General features: G+C 70.0%; 14 protein-coding genes. All 14 read right to left on the bottom strand.

Annotation, left to right across the window (positions count from 1 at the left end; all coding sequences use genetic code 11):
* Positions 1-87: 87 nt before the first annotated feature.
* Positions 88-705, bottom strand: coding sequence for a DUF924 family protein (locus tag DIE12_RS14395; protein WP_044844684.1), 618 nt, complete (start codon positions 703-705; stop codon positions 88-90).
* Positions 702-1,433 (bottom strand): alanyl-tRNA editing protein, encoded by a 732-nt coding sequence (locus DIE12_RS14390; protein ID WP_124487219.1) that lies wholly within the window; start codon positions 1,431-1,433, stop codon positions 702-704. The genes DIE12_RS14395 and DIE12_RS14390 overlap by 4 nt, the downstream gene beginning before the upstream one ends.
* A 104-nt stretch (positions 1,434-1,537) precedes the next feature.
* Positions 1,538-1,948 (bottom strand): group II truncated hemoglobin, encoded by a 411-nt coding sequence (locus DIE12_RS14385; RefSeq protein ID WP_044844686.1) that lies wholly within the window; start codon positions 1,946-1,948, stop codon positions 1,538-1,540.
* Positions 1,949-1,990: 42 nt separating this feature from the next.
* Complete coding sequence (locus tag DIE12_RS14380) at positions 1,991-4,495, bottom strand: ABC transporter permease (protein WP_124522504.1); 2,505 nt, start codon at positions 4,493-4,495, stop codon at positions 1,991-1,993.
* A gap of 107 nt (positions 4,496-4,602) precedes the next feature.
* Positions 4,603-5,220 carry a DUF4126 domain-containing protein gene (locus DIE12_RS14375; protein WP_040144699.1) on the bottom strand — a complete coding sequence of 206 codons (618 nt, stop codon included), beginning with the start codon at positions 5,218-5,220 and terminating at the stop codon, positions 4,603-4,605.
* Between the two features lie 215 nt (positions 5,221-5,435).
* Positions 5,436-5,756, bottom strand: a complete 321-nt coding sequence (sugE, locus tag DIE12_RS14370) for a quaternary ammonium compound efflux SMR transporter SugE (protein WP_044844689.1) — start codon at positions 5,754-5,756, stop codon at positions 5,436-5,438.
* Between the two features lie 179 nt (positions 5,757-5,935).
* Positions 5,936-6,220, bottom strand: coding sequence for a DUF333 domain-containing protein (locus tag DIE12_RS14365; protein ID WP_124522478.1), 285 nt, complete (start codon positions 6,218-6,220; stop codon positions 5,936-5,938).
* A 157-nt stretch (positions 6,221-6,377) separates the two neighbouring features.
* Positions 6,378-7,076 (bottom strand): two-component system response regulator KdpE, encoded by a 699-nt coding sequence (kdpE, locus tag DIE12_RS14360; RefSeq protein WP_040127870.1) that lies wholly within the window; start codon positions 7,074-7,076, stop codon positions 6,378-6,380.
* A complete protein-coding gene (locus DIE12_RS14355; protein ID WP_124522476.1) occupies positions 7,069-9,912 on the bottom strand; it encodes a sensor histidine kinase KdpD in 2,844 nt (947 codons plus the stop codon). The genes kdpE and DIE12_RS14355 overlap by 8 nt, the downstream gene beginning before the upstream one ends.
* A 162-nt stretch (positions 9,913-10,074) precedes the next feature.
* Entirely contained in the window at positions 10,075-10,656 is a 582-nt protein-coding gene (kdpC, locus tag DIE12_RS14350; protein ID WP_124522474.1) for a potassium-transporting ATPase subunit KdpC, read from the bottom strand.
* 24 nt (positions 10,657-10,680) lie between these two features.
* Positions 10,681-12,765, bottom strand: coding sequence for a potassium-transporting ATPase subunit KdpB (gene kdpB / locus DIE12_RS14345; RefSeq protein ID WP_124522472.1), 2,085 nt, complete (start codon positions 12,763-12,765; stop codon positions 10,681-10,683).
* Positions 12,766-12,819: 54 nt separating this feature from the next.
* Positions 12,820-14,625, bottom strand: a complete 1,806-nt coding sequence (gene kdpA, locus DIE12_RS14340; RefSeq protein ID WP_124522471.1) for a potassium-transporting ATPase subunit KdpA — start codon at positions 14,623-14,625, stop codon at positions 12,820-12,822.
* Positions 14,622-14,714, bottom strand: coding sequence for a K(+)-transporting ATPase subunit F (gene kdpF, locus DIE12_RS14335; protein ID WP_006752209.1), 93 nt, complete (start codon positions 14,712-14,714; stop codon positions 14,622-14,624). Before kdpF ends, kdpA begins: the two co-directional genes overlap by 4 nt.
* Before the next feature lie 365 nt (positions 14,715-15,079).
* Positions 15,080-16,054 carry a quinone oxidoreductase gene (locus DIE12_RS14330; protein ID WP_124487215.1) on the bottom strand — a complete coding sequence of 325 codons (975 nt, stop codon included), beginning with the start codon at positions 16,052-16,054 and terminating at the stop codon, positions 15,080-15,082.
* Positions 16,055-16,106: the final 52 nt, after the last annotated feature.

Raw genomic sequence — 16,106 nt, 5'->3', positions numbered from 1 at the left:
CAAAACGGCGCCGTCGTCATGTCCGGAAGACCAGCGCAAGCGGCGCGCGAGCGCGGCTTCATGCCCGCCATCCCGCCCCCCCGCCCGTCAAAACGACGAGCCGGGCTCGCGCAGGAATGCCGCCTCCGCATCGGTCGATGCACGGCCGAGAATCGCGTTCCGGTGCGGAAAACGGCCGAAACGCCCGATCACGGCCGCATGACGCAACGCGAAGTCGTGATAGCTCGCACACCCGGCCTCGCCGCGAATGCCAGCGCACAGGCGCACGGCCTCGCGCTGGCTCGCGTCCGACTCGTCATGTTCGAACGGCAGGTACGCAAACGCGCGGTGATGGCCGCTCGGCAACTGCGCGTCCCACCCGGCCGCGACGACGCGCCGCGCGAGCGCCAGCGCTCTCGGATCGGCGGCGAACGCGCGCGGCGTGCCGCGGTGAATGTTGCGCGAGAACTGGTCGAGGACCACGATCAGCGCGAGCGCGCCGAGCGGCGTGTCGGCCCAGTGATCGCACGCGCCGTCGCACGCGGCGTCGAGCAACGCACCGTAGCGCGTACGAAGCACGTCGTCGAACGCCGCGCCGCCGTTGAACCACACCTTGCGCGCATGGCCGAACGCCGCCGAATCCGGTTCGCCGAACCAGAAATCGAGAATCTCGCGCGCTTGCGGATCGAGCGCCGCGGCGCTGTCCGTCAGGTTGTCGATCGTCATGCAAACTCCAGCACGAGGCGCCGTGTCCGCGCACTCTTCTTTTCAAGTCTGGCGACCCGCAGGTCGCCGATTTCCGACGTATTGCGCACATGCGTGCCGCCGCACGGCTGCAGATCGACACCTTCGATGCGCAGCAGCCGTACGCGGCCCAGCCCCAGCGGCGGCTTCACGCTCATCGTGCGCACGAGTTCGGGGCGCTCGGCCATCTCCGCGTCGGTGATCCATTCGGTCGTGACCGCATGCGCGCCGTGGACCAGTTCCGCGAGACGGCGCTCGACGTCGACGCGGTCGATCGTGTCCGACGTCGCGAAATCGAGCCGCACGTAGTCGGCCGTCACGCTGCAGCCGTCGACCGGGTAAGGCAGCACCGCGCACATCAGGTGGGCGGCCGTATGCAATCGCATGCGCCGGTAGCGGCGCAGCCAGTCGATGTCCGCGACCACGCGCGCGCCGGGTGCGAGCGCCGCGACGCGCGCTTCCTGGCCCGCCTCGGGCACGTGCACGGCATCGTCGGGCGTTGCGCCTTCGAACTTCGCCTTGCGCGTGTCGACGATCGCGATCGTGCTGCCGTCGGGCAGCGTCAGCGTGCCGCTGTCGCCGGCCTGCCCGCCGCCGAGCGGATAGAACACGGTGCGGTCGAGCCGGATGCCGTCTTCGCCGACGGCCGCGACGACGGCCTCGCACTGCGTCAGATAGGCATCGTCGCGAAACAGGGCCTGGGTCATCATCGGGCGAACCTCGTATCGATGGGGAAACGACCAGTGTCGCGCCGCACCGCGCCGGCCGCCCAGACGCAGTTCGCCCAGCGTCCGGACAGCGGCGTACCGGTCGATCAACCGGGCCGGTTGCGCATCCAGTCGGCCGTGTCGTAGAACGAATGCATGAGCCGTTCGCGCAGCGGCTCGGGCAACCCGACGTCCTCCATCGCCCACGCCATGCAGCGCAGCCACTGATCGCGCTCGACCGACGCGATCGGGAACGGCAGGTGCCGGGCGCGCAGCCGCGGATGGCCGAACCGGCTGATGTAGTGATCGGGGCCGCCGAGCCAGCCGCACAGGAACCAGAACAGCTTGTCGCGCGAGCCGTCGAGCGACGCCGGATGCAGCGCGCGAATCTCCGCGAACTCGGGCTCGAGGTCCATCAGGTCGTAAAAACGGTCCACCATCTCGCGCACGCGGGCTTCGCCGCCCACGAGCTCGAACGCCGTCGGCTGCGACGGCGCTTCATCATTCACATCGGTCATACGGATAATCGGAAACGGGATAGTCGGGGCCGCCGGCGACGCTCAAGCGTCGCGCAGCGACTGCAGCGCCGGGCGCCGCAACACATTATGCAGGCTCAGCCAGCCGGCCGCACCGGCGCACGCGACGCCGGCCGCGATGCCGGCCGGCACGAGCCACGGATCGACGGCGAGCCGGAACTCGAACACGCGCGACGCGAGCACCCAGCCGACCGCGATCGCCCCCGCCGCAGCCAGTGCGCCGGCCAGCGCGCCGACGACGATGAATTCCGCGCGCTGCACCGCATTGACCTGCGCGCGCGACGCGCCGAGCGCGCGCAGCAGCGCGGCCTCGCGCACGCGCTCGTCGCGCGAGCCGGCCAGCGCCGTGTACAGCACCAGCACGCCCGCCGCGAGCGTGAACGCAAACAGGAACTGCACCGCGCCGACCACCTGCAGCATCATCCGTTGCAGCTGCGCGAGGATCGGCGCGATGTCGATCGCGGTCAGGTTCGGGTAGCGCGCGATCAGCGGATCGAGCAGCGCCGCCTGCTCGGCCGGCTGGTGGAAGCTCGTCAGGTAGACGGCCGGGAAATCCTTCAGCACCGGAGGCGGCATCAGCACGAAGAAGTTGACGCGGAACGTGCCCCAGTCGAGCTTGCGCACGCTGGTGATCGGCGCATCGACCGTCAGCCCCGTCACGTCGAAGCGCAGCGTGTCGCCAGGCTTCACGTTCAGCGTCTGCGCCAGCCCGGCCTCGATCGAGATCTGCGGGCTGGCCGAATTGCCGAACCAGTCGCCTGCGACGATCCGGTTGTCGGGCGGCAGCTCGGTCGTATACGACAGGTTGAACTCGCGATCGACGAGCCGGCGCGCCTCGTCGGACGGATACGCTTGCGGGTTCACCGGCTTGCCGTTGATCGCGACGAGCCGGCCGCGCACCGTCGGCGCGGGCACCGCATCGCGCACGCCGTGCGCGGCGAGCCACGCCGCGACGTCGTCGCGCTGGTCGGGCTGGATGTCGATCAGGAACTGGTTCGGTGCATCGGGCGGCATCGACTGCCGCCAACCGGCGACGAGATCGTTGCGCGTGATCGCGATCAGCAGCAGGCACATCAGGCCCAGCGCGAGCGCGGTGATCTGCAGCGCGCTCGCCGTGCCGCGCCGGTGCAGCGACGCGAGCGCATAGCGCCAGCCGATGCCCGCCGCCACGCGCGCATCGCGCACCGCGCGCGCCGCCGCGTACAGCACGAGCCGCGCGATCAGCGAGAACCCGACCAGGGCACCGGCGAACCCGCCCGTGACGATCAGCCCGAGCTTCAGGTTGCCCGCCGCGACGATCAGCAGCCCCGCGAACAGCACGACGCCGAGCGCATACGCGGCCCACGCGGTGCGCGACGCGTCGCCCCAGTCGCGCCGCAGCACGCGCACCGGCGGCACGCGCGTGAGCGGCGCGAGCGGCGGCAACGCGAAGCCGAGCAGCAGCACGAGCGCGGTGCCGATGCCGACGAGCGCGGGCCACAGCGTCGGCGGCGGCAGCGCGACGTCGATCAGGCCGCCGAGCGCCGCCAGGAGCGCCCAGTGGCCGCCGTAGCCGAGCGCCGCGCCGGCGACACCCGAGACGATGCCGAGGCCGGCGAATTCGAGCGCGAACAGCGCGCCGAGCGTGCGCCGGCTCACGCCGAGGCAGCGCATCGTCGCGCAGCCGTCCAGATGGCGCCGCATGTAGCGCTGGGCGGCCATCGCGATCGCGACCGCCGCGAGCAATGCGGTCAGGAGCGCGACGAGCGTCAGGAAATGGCGCGCACGATCGAGCGTCTGGCGCACTTGCGGCTGGCCTTCCTGCAGCGATTCGAGACCGACGCCGCGCAGCTTGCCGCCGTCGACGCGCCCGTGCGCATAGGCCTCGAAGCGCGCGACGGCCGCCGGGTCGCCGGCGACCAGCAGCCGGTACGTGACGCGGCTGCCGTAGCCGGTGAGCCCGGTCGCGGCAAGCTCGTCCGCGCGCATCATCAGCCGCGGCGAGAAATTGACGAACGAGAAGCCGCGATCGAGTTCGCGGGAGATCGACGCGGCGACCGTGAACGTGCGCAACCCGACACGCACGGTATCCCCGACCTTCAGATCCAATGCATCGAGCAGCGCGGGATCGGCCCACACGGTGCCGGGCGCGGGAATCGCGGCCGCCTTGTGCGCGGCGGCGGCGCCGGCCGGCACGATCTCGACCGCGCCGCGCAGCGGATAGCCGGGCGACACGGCCTTCACGGCCGCGAGGCGCGCGGGCGCCGCGTCGCTCGCCTGCCGGCCGGCGGCCGACGCGATCATGCTCGGGAAGATCGCGGTCGTCGCGGTGCGCAGGCCGAGTGCGCGCGCCTCGCGATCGAACGACGGATCGACGGGATGGTCGGCACGCACGACGAAATCGGCGCCGAGCATCTGGCGCGCGTCGCGCTCAAGCCCCTGGCGCAACCGGTCGGCGAGGAAACCGACGCTCGTCAGCGCGGCGACCGCGAGCACCAGCGCGAGCACCAGCAGCGTCAGTTCGCCGGCACGCCAGTCGCGTGCGGTCATCCGTGCGGCCTGGCGGATCAGGTCGTGCCAGCCGAAGCGGCCGGCATGGCCGGGCCGCCCGGCCGGCGAAGGGTCAGGACGCTGCCGCTCGGCGGTTGACGGCGCCTTCAATCGCGCTTGCCCCCGATCGAGTTGAGCCGCGACACCATGTGGTTCGCCATCCCGCGGAAGCCGCCCGACACGCCGCGCCACAGACGCGGCAGCGCCCAGGCCGATGCCGCGATGAACGCCGCGAGCAGCACGAGGAACGCAAGCGGAACGAAGAACGCGAGTGCGAGGCCGCCGAACACGAGGCCGTCTTCGGTGGACGATGCGACCCAGTTCGAGATCGGCTCGGGAGACAGGTTGATCAGCGCGCGCGTGCCGGCCTTCGCGACGTGCGCGGCACCGGCGAGCGAGCCGCCGGCCAGCCCGGCGACCGCGAGCACGGTCGGGTCGGCATGGCCGAGCGCACCGGCGGCCAGCACCGCGCCGGCCGGAATGCGGATGAAGGTGTGGACCGCGTCCCACAGCGAATCGAACGCGGGAATCTTGTCGGCAAGGAATTCGGTGACGGCGAGCACGGCGGCGGCGCCGATGACCCACGGCGACGTCAGGACCGCCAGCGTGTCGGGCAGATGGAGCCAGCCGACCCGCGCGAGCACGCCGGCGATCAGCACCGTCAGGTAAAGGCGCAGCCCGCTCGCCCACGCGAGCCCCGCGCCGAGCGAAATGGCTTCGATCATGGCCCTCTCCTTGCACTTTTCGTGCGCTTTGCCGATTGATCGGATCGAGTCGGTATGACCGGCCGCGCGGCGCGTGGCAACCGGTGCCGCCTGCCGGGAACGGCGCAGCGGCATTCAGGCCCGAATGCGTTCCATTATAGACAGGCTGGCAGGCGGGCCGCCGCAATTCCGCAGTGCGTCACGGCCGGGGGCGGGCGCCGGCCGGCGCGGCGGCGTCACGCAGCCGACGACAGCTTCAGGCCGATCAGCCCGAGCACGATCAGCGACGCGCTCGCGACGCGGGCGGCGGTGAGCGCCTCGCCCATCATCACGATCCCGAACACGAACGCGCCGACCGCGCCGATGCCCGTCCATACCGCATACGCGGTGCCGAGCGGCAACTGGCGCATCGCGACCGCGAGCAGCCCGAAGCTGGCGAGCGCCGCCACGATCGTCACCACCGACGGTCCGAGCTTCGTGAAACCCTCGGACGATTTCATGCCGGCCGCCCAGGCCACTTCCAGCAAACCGGCGATCAACAACCATACCCACGCCATCTCGACGTACTCCGGATCGGATGGGGCCGTCCCCGTTGAAGCGAATGGCCCGGGGTCGTCCCCGGGCGGCGCCGAGTATAACAAGACGCTTACGGGCATGCCGGATGCGCCGGCCGGGGGCGAACGGGGGGATCGCTGCGACGCATGGCCCGCGCGCCGCCGCCCGGCCGCGCCCGGTCTCAGTTCGACACGCGTTTGGCGCCGCCGCCGCCCACGCAGCGGTCGTCGCGGTACAGCGCCCATTCGTCGCACACCCGGCCGTCCTTGAACACGCACATGCCGACCTGCCCGCTCGACAGGTTGCGGATCACGTGGCGGCCGCCGAGCTTCGCGCAGTTGACCGACGCGGGATTGGCGAGCGCCTGTTGCGGCGCCGAAGGCTGCTGCCCGGGCGGCAGCGGCTGGGCAAACGCGCCGGGCGCAGCGAGCGCCAGCGCACAGATGACGACCAGACGGACGGACATTGCACGCTCCTCGATTTCGTTCGCGGAACGGTCAGCATAGCGGGGAATCCGTGGCCGGTGTGCGCGGCCGGCGCATGCGGCGGCAATGTCGCGCCGATGCAACTTCACCGGCGTGCGGCCTTGCATTCCGGCCGCTTCGCGCGGCACGCCGCGGACGTCACGCAGCGCCGACGAGCCGGTAGCCGACTCCCGTTTCGGTGACGATATGCTCGGGCTGCGCGGGATCGCGCTCGAGCTTCTGGCGCAGGTGCGCCATGTAGATGCGCAGATAGTGATGGCTCTCGACGTGCGACGGCCCCCACACGTCGCGCAGCAGCTGGCGATGCGTGAGCACGCGCCCCGCGTGCCGCACGAGCGTCGCGAGCAGCCGGTACTCGAGCGGCGTCAGGTGCACGATCTCGCCGTCGCGCCACACTTGGCGCAGCGCGAGATCGACGCTCACCGTGCCGAAGCTCACCTTCGGCGACTCGTTCGCGCCGCCCTGGTTGCGCCGGCGCAGTTGCGCGCGGATCCGCGCGCGCAGCTCGGACACGCCGAACGGCTTGGTCAGGTAGTCGTCGGCGCCGGCATCGAGCGCGGCGACCTTCTCCTCTTCCTGGGTGCGCGCGGACAGCACGATCACCGGCACCTCGGACCAGCCGCGCAGCTCGCGGATCACGTCGAGGCCGTCGGTGTCGGGCAGGCCGAGGTCGACGATCACGAGATCGGGCTTGCGGGTCGCCGCGTCGATCAATCCCTGCTTGCCCGTCTCCGCCTCGAACACGGCGATGTCCTCCTCTTCGAGCGCGGCGCGCACGAAGCGGCGGATCTGTTTTTCGTCCTCGATCAGGACGACGGTCAGGCTCGGTTCACTCATGGTCTGGCAATGGCTCGGAGGGAGACGACGCGCCGGGCACGTCGATTTCGTCGTCGGGTACGGCAGGCACGGCCGGCGGCGTGTCGACCGGCAGCGTGAACCAGAAGCGCGCGCCCGTCACGCGGCCGTCGGGCGCGATACGGTTGAGCGCGCCGATTCTACCGCCATGCGCCTCGACGATCGCGCGGCAGATCGCGAGGCCGAGCCCGATGCCCGGCGTCGCCGATTCCTTCTCGCCGCGCGTGAACTTGTCGAAGATCCGCGTTTCCATCCCGGCCGGCAGGCCCGGGCCGTGATCGTCGACGTGCACGCGCACGAAGGGCTGGCCGTCGTCGGTCACGCGTTCGGCGCCGATGTCGATCGGCGCGTCGGCCGGTGTGTATTTCGCCGCGTTCTCGAACAGGTTGGTGAACAGCCGCTCCATCAGCACCGCGTCCATCTGCAGGAGCGGCAGGTCGGCCGGCAGCGACACGCGCGCCGGATGCCGCGCGAGCACGCGCTTGCACGCGGCGAGCGCGGCGCCGACGGTTTCCTCGAGCAGCGACCACTGGCGCTTGAGCTGCAGGCTGCCGGCCTGCAGCCGCGCCATGTCGAGCAGGTTGGTGACGATGCCCGTCATCCGCAGCGCCTCGTCGTGGATCGCGTCGACCAGCTCGCCCTCGCGCTGCGCGAAGCGTTCGGCCGCCGCGGCGTCGCCGTCCTGCGCGGCCGCGCGACCGTTCGCGAGCATCGACGAAAAGCCGACGATCGTCGTGAGCGGCGTGCGCAGGTCATGCGAGATCGCCGACAGCAGCGAGTTGCGCAGCCGCTCGGATTCCATGTTGACGAGCGCGTCGCGCGCGATCTCGACGTAGTGCACGCGTTCGAGCGCAAGCGCGATCTGCGCGGCGAACGCGTCGAGCATCCGCTGCTGCTCGGGCACCTCGAGTTCGCGCGGCTCGCGCGACGCGACCGCGAGCACGCCGCGCGTGCGCATCGGCGCCTTCAGCGGCAGGTACAGCGCGGCGGCGGCGGGCAGCGTGTCGGTGCCGCGGCCGGCCGGCTTCTGCTGGTCGTACACCCACTGGCCGACGTCGCTGTCGAGATCCGCGCCCGTCAGCGTGACGGCCGCGTCGGGTTCCTCGATCTTCTGCCGCACCTGGTCCGCGCTGTCGGGCAGCAGGAACGCGACGCGCGCGCGGAACACCTCGCCCACGTGGCGGCTGCCGATCTCGACGATCTGCTCGGTCGTCAGCGCCGCGCCGAGCTCGCGCGCCATCGCGTAGATCGCGCCGGTGCGGCGCTCGCGGCGCTGCGCGATGCTCGCCTGGCGCGTCAGCGTCGACGTCAGGTGGCTGATCACGAGCGACGTCAGCAGCATCCCGAAGAAGGTCAGCAGGTACTGCGTGTCGCTGACCGAGAACGACATGCGCGGCGGCACGAAGAAGAAATCGAACGCGGCGACCGACAAGAACGACTGCAGCACGCCCGGGCCGCGCCCGAGCCGCACGGCCGAGAACACGACGCCGAGCAGGTACAGCATCACGAGGTTCGTGAGGTCGAGCCGCTCGGACACGACGCTCGCGACACCGGTGATCGCCGCGCAGATCGCGGCGGCGTACAGGTAGTGGCGCGGCGGCGAACGCCGCAACCCGAATTGCGCGAACGCGTCGCGCCAGTCGCGTGCGCGCGCGTCGAGCGGCGCCGCGCGCACCTCGTCGCTCGCCGACGCGCGGATCAGCATCAGGTCGACGTCGCCCGCGCGTTCGGCGAGCTGTTCGCCGAACGGCCGCGCGAAGCGGCGCGCGAGCCCGACCTTCGGCGAGCCGCCCGCGACGAGCTTCGACACGTTGCGCACCTTCGCATAGCCGATCAGCGCGGCAACCGCGTCGTCGCCCGCGAGCGTGGCCGTCTCCGCGCCGAGCTCGGCCGCGAGTTTCAACGCGTCGAGCGTGCGCTGCCGCCGCGCATCGGGCAGCCGCTGCAGCCGCGGCGTCTCGACGTACACGGCGATCCAGTCGGCCTTCAGGCTCGCCGCGAGCCGCGCGGCCGCGCGCACGAGCGTCGGCGCCTCGGGGCCCGGCCCGACGCACACGAGCAGCCGCTCGCGCGCCTGCCAGATGCGCTGGATCGAACGGTCGGCGCGGTACTCGCGCATCTGCGCGTCGACGCGATCGGCCGTGCGCCGCAGCGCCAGCTCGCGCAGCGCGATCAGGTTGCCCTTGCGGAAGAAGTTGCGCACCGCGCGCTCGGCCTGCTGCGCGAGATAGACCTTGCCGTCGCGCATCCGCTCGAGCAGCTCCTCGGCCGGCAGGTCGACCAGCGTGACTTCGTCGGCCGCGTCGAACACGCGGTCGGGCACGGTCTCCCACACGCGGATGCCGGTAATCGCGCCGACCACGTCGTTCAGGCTTTCGAGATGCTGGACGTTGACCGTCGTATAGACGTCGATGCCCGCGTCGAGCAGTTCGTAGACGTCCTGCCAGCGCTTCAGGTGCCGTGCGCCCTGCACGTTCGAATGCGCGAGTTCGTCGACGAGGATCAGCTGCGGCGCGCGCGCGAGCGCGCCGTCGAGATCGAATTCGGCGAGCGTGCGGCCGCGATACTCGATGCGCGCGAGCGGCAGCACGTCGAGGCCGTCGAGCAGTGCGGCGGTTTCGCCGCGGCCGTGGGTCTCGACGATGCCGACGACGACGTCGACGCCGTCCTGCAGCCGCTGGCGCGCGGCCTGCAGCATCGCATAGGTCTTGCCGACGCCGGCGGACGCGCCGAAGAAGATCTTCAGCTGGCCGCGCCGCTGCTTTTCTTCGTCGCGCTGCAGCTTGTCGAGGAGTTGGTCGGGATCGGGGCGGTTCATGCGTCAGGAAGGCGAAACGCGGGATGGCGAACGAGTACTGTCATTGTGGTTCCAAATCGCCGCAAAAGGCAAAGACGGCGCATGCGCCGTCGGACAAGCGCGTGCGGCGCGGATCGGGCCGCGCCGCACGCCGGTTGCCGCGCCGGGAGCCCGGCCGCGCGTTCAGTGCGCGGCCTGCGCCGCGTCGAGCGCGAGGTTCAGCTTCAGCACGTTCACGCGCGCCTCGCCGAGCACGCCGAACTGGCGGCCCGCCGTGTTCGCGGCGACGAGCTGCGCGACCGCGTCGGCCGTCAGGTTGCGCGCCTTCGCGACGCGCTCGACCTGGTACGCGGCGGCGGCCGGCGTGATCTCCGGATCGAGGCCGCTCGCCGACGCCGTCACGAGGTCGACCGGCACGGGCTTCGACATGTCGGTGCCGGCGTCGCGCAGCGCGGCGATGCGCGCCTTCACCTGGTCGGCGAGCGACGGGTTCAGCGGGCCGAGGTTCGAGCCGCCGGAGCCGGTCGCGTTGTACGGCATCGGCGACGTGGCCGACAGGCGGCCCCAGAAATACTTCGGCGCGTCGAACTGCTGGCCGATCAGCGCGGAGCCGACCGCGCGGCCGCCCTGCTCGATCAGGCTGCCGTTCGCCTGCGACGGAAACACGGCCTGGCCGAACACGGTCATCACGGCCGGATAGGCGAGCCCCGTCACGGCGGTCAGGACGACAAAGATCACGACGAGCGGGCGAATCAACGTTTTCATGAGGGTTCCTTCAAATGCGGCGCATCAGGCCCAGCCGAGCGCGGCGAGCGTCATGTCGATCAGCTTGATGAACGGGAACGGCAGCAGCACGCCGCCGAGACCGTACACCAGCAGGTTGCGGCGCAGCAGCGACGCGGCGCCGAGCGGCCGGTAGGTGACGCCCTTCAGCGCGAGCGGGATCAGCGCGACGATGATCAGCGCGTTGAAGATCACCGCGGACAGGATCGCGGAGGCCGGCGACGTCAAATGCATGATGTCGAGCACGCGCAGTTGCGGGTACGTCGTCACGAACGCGGCCGGGATGATCGCGAAGTACTTCGCGATGTCGTTCGCGATCGAGAACGTCGTCAGCGACCCGCGCGTCATCAGCATCTGCTTGCCGATTTCGACGATCTCGATCAGCTTCGTCGGGTTCGAATCGAGGTCGACCATGTTGCCGGCTTCCTTCGCCGCCTGCGTGCCGGTGTTCATCGCCACCGCCACGTCGGCCTGCGCGAGCGCCGGCGCGTCGTTGGTGCCGTCGCCCGTCATCGCGACGAGGCGCCCCGCCGCCTGGTGCTCGCGGATCGTCGCGAGCTTGGTTTCCGGCGTCGCTTCCGCGAGGAAGTCGTCGACGCCCGCTTCCGCCGCGATCGCCGCGGCCGTCAGCCGGTTGTCGCCCGTCACCATCACGGTCTTGATGCCCATCTTGCGCAGTTCCGCGAAGCGCTCCTTGATACCGCCCTTCACGATGTCCTTCAGCTCGATCACGCCGAGCACGCGCGCCACGCCGTCGTGCAGGTCGGCCACGACGAGCGGCGTGCTGCCGCGGCGCGCGACGTCGTCGACCGCGCGGCGCACTTCATCCGGGAAGCGGCTGCCGTGCGTCTCGACGTAGCGGCGGATCGCATCGGCCGCACCCTTGCGGATCTCGCGACCCGGGAGATCGACGCCGCTCATCCGCGTCTGCGCGGAGAAGCCGAGGAAGGTCGCATGCAGCTGCGCCATGTCGCGCTGGCGGATGTTGAAGCGTTCCTTCGCGAGCACGACGATGCTGCGGCCTTCCGGCGTCTCGTCGGCGAGCGACGACAGCTGCGCGGCATCGGCCAGCGCCTCCTCGCTCACGCCCGGCGCGGGCACGAACATCGACGCCTGGCGGTTGCCGAGCGTGATCGTGCCGGTCTTGTCGAGCAGCAGCACGTCGACGTCGCCGGCCGCTTCCACCGCGCGGCCCGACGTCGCGATCACGTTCGCCTGCATCATCCGGCTCATCCCGGCCACGCCGATCGCCGACAGCAGCCCGCCGATCGTCGTCGGGATCAGGCACACCAGCAGCGCGACGAGCGCGGTGATCGTCACCACGTGGCCGGCCTTCATCGCGTCGACCGAGAACATCGAGAACGGCAGCAGCGTCGCGGTCGCGAGCAGCATCACGATCGTCAGCGCGACGAGCAGGATCGTCAGCGCGACCTCGTTCGGCGTCTTCTTGCGCTTCGCGCCCTCGACCATCGCGATCATCCGGTCGAGGAACGCCTCGCCGGGGTTCGCGGTGACCGTCACGACGATCCAGTCGGACAGCACGCGCGTGCCGCCGGTCACCGACGAGAAGTCGCCGCCCGATTCGCGGATCACCGGCGCGGATTCGCCGGTGATCGCCGATTCGTCGACCGACGCGACGCCGTCGACGACTTCGCCGTCGGCCGGGATCACGTCGCCGGCCTCGACCAGCACGACGTCGCCTTTACGCAAGTCCGACGCGGTCGTGATGCGGATCGGCGACTTCGGATGCGGCTCGTTGAGCTTCTTCGCCATCACGTCCTTCTTCGCGCTGCGCAGCGACGCGGCCTGCGCCTTCGAGCGCCCTTCGGCGAGCGCTTCGGCGAAGTTCGCGAACAGCACGGTGAACCACAGCCACAGCGCGATCGCGAGGATGAAGCCCGCCGGCGCCTCGGCCTGGCCGGCGAGCGCCGCGATCCACAGGATCGTGGTCAGGATGCTGCCGACGTACACGCAGAACATCACCGGGTTGCGGAACTGCGTGCGCGGCGTGAGTTTCTTGAACGAATCCACGATCGCCGGGCGCAGCAGCGCCGGATCGAACATGGACCGTGTTGCGGAATGTTGAGTCATTGCGATCTCTTCAATCTCTTCAGTCTTTGCAAGGTGTCGCCATGCGCTCGTGCGTCATGCGCCCAGCCACATCATCAGATGCTCGACGCCCGGGCCGAGCGCGAGCGCCGGCACGTAGGTCAGCGCGCCCACCAGCATCACGGTGCCGAGCAGCAGCACGACGAACAGCGGGCCGTGGGTCGGCAGCGTGCCGCTCGTCACCGCGATGCGCTTCTTCGCGGCGAGCGAGCCGGCGATCGCCAGCACCGGCACGATCGTGCCGAAGCGGCCGAACCACATCGCGATCGCGGTCATCCAGTTGTAGAACGGCGTGCCGACCGTCAGGCCCGCGAACGCGCTGCCGTTGTTGTTCGCGGCCGAGCTGAACGCGTACAGGATTTCCGAGAAGCCGTGCGGGCCCGGGTTCGCGATGCCGGCACGGCCCGCGTCGGCCAGCACCGCGATCGACGTGCCGACCAAGACGAGCAGCGGCGTGAGCAGCACGACGATCGACACCATCTTCATCTCGTACGACTCGATCTTCTTGCCGACGTATTCCGGCGTGCGGCCGATCATCAGGCCCGCGACGAACACCGCGAGCAGCGCGAACACCAGCATCCCGTAGAGACCGGACCCGACACCGCCGTAGATCACCTCGCCGAGCTGCATCAGCAGCATCGGCACGAGACCGCCGAGCGGCGTCAGCGAATCGTGCATCGTGTCGACCGCGCCGCACGACGCGGCCGTCGTCGCGACCGTGAAGATGCCGGTCTGCGCAATGCCGAAGCGCGTTTCCTTGCCTTCCATGTTGCCGCCCGGCTGCAGCGCGCTCGTCGACTGGTCGACGTGCAGCGCGGCGAGCGCCGGGTTGCCGGCCTGCTCGGCGCTCACCTCGACGCCGATCGCGACCGCAAACGCGACCGTCATCGCCGCGAGCACCGCGATGCCCTGCCGGCGGTCGCCGATCATCCGGCCGAACACGAGGCACAGCGCCGCTGGAATGATCAGGATCGCGAAGATCTGAACGAAGTTGGCGAACGGCGTCGGGTTCTCGTACGGATGCGCGGAGTTCGCGTTGAAGAAGCCGCCACCGTTGGTGCCGAGCATCTTGATCGCTTCCTGCGACGCGACCGGGCCCATCGCGAGTGTCTGCTTCGTCAGCTGCGTCGGCACCGTGACCGCGTTACCCTTGTCGTCCTTCACCGGGTTGCCCTGCGCGTCGAGCTTCGGCGCAGCATAGGTGCTCGTCTGCAGCACCGGCACGTCCTGGTAGGACTTCATGTTCTGGATCACGCCCTGGCTCATCAACAGCGCGGCGACGAGCGCCGCCATCGGCACGAGCACGTACAGCGTCACGCGCGTGAGGTCGACCCAGAAGTTGCCGATCGTCTGCGCGGTGTGACGCGCAAAGCCGCGGATCAGCGCGATCACGACGACGATGCCGGTCGCGGCCGACAGGAAGTTCTGCACCGTCAGGCCGAGCATCTGCGTCAGGTAGCTGACGGTCTGCTCGGGCGTGTAGTCCTGCCAGTTCGTGTTGGTGACGAAGCTGACGGCCGTGTTGAATGCGCCGTCAGTCGTCATCGCGCCGAACTGCTGCGGATTGCCGGGAAGGAAACCCTGCAGGCGCAGCAGGCCGTAGAGAAACAGCGCGCCGAGCGCGTTGAATGCGATCGTGGCGACCGCGTAGCGCTTCCAGGTCATCTCGGTGCCGGCGTCGACGCCGGCGATGCGGTACAGCACGCGCTCGAGCGGTCCGAACACGCGCACGACGCGCGAGCTGCCGTCCATCACGGCCGTCAGGTAGCGCGCGACCGGCACGGCCGCCGCAAGCAGCACGACGATGAACAGCAGCGTCTGCAACAGGTTGTTCGCGTTCATTCGATGTCCTCCGCGCGCAGCAGCGCAAAGACGAGATACGCGAACAGCAGGGCCGTCGAGGCACCCGCCAGCCAAAGCATCCAGGTCATGCGCGCCCCCCGCGGCCGTATTGCGCGAGCGTCTCGCAACCGGCAAGCAAACCGAGGATCAGCGCTGTGAACAGCACCAGTGCGCCGATGAAAACCCCATCCATTTTTGTGTTCTCCGTCGTCGAAATCGGACGACTAGAACCTTATGGGAACGCGCGTAAAGGACGGGTCAAAGGTCATCGGGCCGGCATAAAAAACGCGTAAACGCGTGCGGCGGCGGACGGCGGGGGACGGCGGGCGGAACAGCGGCGGGACAGCGGGCGGAACAGCGGACCGAACGTCGGTCGAGACAAAGACTGGACCGACGGCGACCGTCGCCGCCCGCCAGGGTGCGCGCCGGCGTGGTGCCGGCGCGAAGGGATACGTCAGGGAATTAGGATCGTCGAGCCGGTCGTCTTGCGCGACTCGAGGTCGGCATGCGCGCGGCCGACTTCCGCGAGCGGATAGCGCTGGTTGATGCTCGTCTTCACCTTGCCCGACAGGATCACGTCGAACAGCTCGGCGGCCGCGGCTTCGAGATCGGCGCGCTTCGCGATGTACGAGAACAGCGTCGGCCGCGTGAAGAACAGCGAACCGCGCGACGAGAGCTCCTTCGAGTCGATCGGCGGCAGCGGGCCCGACGCGTTGCCGAAGCTGACGAACAGCCCGAGCGGCGCGAGGCAGTCGAGCGAACCGATGTAGGTGTCCTTGCCGATCGAATCGTAGACGACCGGCACGAGCGCATCGTTCGTGATCGCCCTCACGCGCTGCGTGAAATTCTCGCGCGTGTAGACGATCGGGTGGTCGCAGCCGTGCGCTTTCGCGAGTTCGGCCTTCTCGTCGGAGCCGACCGTGCCGATCACCGTTGCGCCGAGCGCCTTCGCCCACTGGCAGACCAGCAGGCCGACGCCGCCCGCCGCGGCATGGATCAGGATCGTGTCGCCGGCCTTGACCGGATACGTGCGGCGCAGCAGGTAGTGTGCGGTCAGGCCCTGCAGCATCACCGACGCCGCTGCGTCGTAGCTGATGCCGTCCGGCAGCTTGACGAGGCGGTCGGCGGGCAGCACGCGCTCCTGCGCGTACGCGCCGGGCGACGACCACACATAGGCGACGCGGTCGCCGGGCTTGAACGCGGTCACGTCATCGCCGACCGCCGTCACCTCGCCGGCCGCCTCCATCCCGAGCCCGGCGGGCAACGGCTGCGGATAGAGGCCGGTGCGGAAATACACGTCGATATAGTTGAGCCCGACCGCATGCTGCTTGACGCGGACCTGGCCCGCCTGCGGCTCGCTGACCTCGACGTCGACCCACTTCATCACGTCCGGGCCGCCTGCCTGGTCGTATCGGATTGCTTTCGGCATCGTTTCGCTCCTCGCTTGTCTGGAAATTCGGTTCGGCAAATACGTCGCTGCC

Source organism: Burkholderia sp. Bp9015, assembly GCF_003853505.1.
In the GTDB taxonomy this organism is placed as follows: Bacteria; Pseudomonadota; Gammaproteobacteria; order Burkholderiales; family Burkholderiaceae; genus Burkholderia.
This window is presented reverse-complemented; position numbering and strand designations above follow the sequence as displayed.

What these genes read in the sequence shown, in the direction of transcription:
- DIE12_RS14395 (WP_044844684.1), bottom strand. Translation starts at nt 705, where the DNA reads ATGACGATCGACAACCTGACGGACAGCGCCGCGGCGCTCGATCCGCAA.
- DIE12_RS14390 (WP_124487219.1), bottom strand. Translation starts at nt 1,433, where the DNA reads ATGATGACCCAGGCCCTGTTTCGCGACGATGCCTATCTGACGCAGTGC.
- DIE12_RS14385 (WP_044844686.1), bottom strand. Translation starts at nt 1,948, where the DNA reads ATGACCGATGTGAATGATGAAGCGCCGTCGCAGCCGACGGCGTTCGAG.
- DIE12_RS14380 (WP_124522504.1), bottom strand. Translation starts at nt 4,495, where the DNA reads ATGACCGCACGCGACTGGCGTGCCGGCGAACTGACGCTGCTGGTGCTC.
- DIE12_RS14375 (WP_040144699.1), bottom strand. Translation starts at nt 5,220, where the DNA reads ATGATCGAAGCCATTTCGCTCGGCGCGGGGCTCGCGTGGGCGAGCGGG.
- sugE (WP_044844689.1), bottom strand. Translation starts at nt 5,756, where the DNA reads ATGGCGTGGGTATGGTTGTTGATCGCCGGTTTGCTGGAAGTGGCCTGG.
- DIE12_RS14365 (WP_124522478.1), bottom strand. Translation starts at nt 6,220, where the DNA reads ATGTCCGTCCGTCTGGTCGTCATCTGTGCGCTGGCGCTCGCTGCGCCC.
- kdpE (WP_040127870.1), bottom strand. Translation starts at nt 7,076, where the DNA reads ATGAGTGAACCGAGCCTGACCGTCGTCCTGATCGAGGACGAAAAACAG.
- DIE12_RS14355 (WP_124522476.1), bottom strand. Translation starts at nt 9,912, where the DNA reads ATGAACCGCCCCGATCCCGACCAACTCCTCGACAAGCTGCAGCGCGAC.
- kdpC (WP_124522474.1), bottom strand. Translation starts at nt 10,656, where the DNA reads ATGAAAACGTTGATTCGCCCGCTCGTCGTGATCTTTGTCGTCCTGACC.
- kdpB (WP_124522472.1), bottom strand. Translation starts at nt 12,765, where the DNA reads ATGACTCAACATTCCGCAACACGGTCCATGTTCGATCCGGCGCTGCTG.
- kdpA (WP_124522471.1), bottom strand. Translation starts at nt 14,625, where the DNA reads ATGAACGCGAACAACCTGTTGCAGACGCTGCTGTTCATCGTCGTGCTG.
- kdpF (WP_006752209.1), bottom strand. Translation starts at nt 14,714, where the DNA reads ATGACCTGGATGCTTTGGCTGGCGGGTGCCTCGACGGCCCTGCTGTTC.
- DIE12_RS14330 (WP_124487215.1), bottom strand. Translation starts at nt 16,054, where the DNA reads ATGCCGAAAGCAATCCGATACGACCAGGCAGGCGGCCCGGACGTGATG.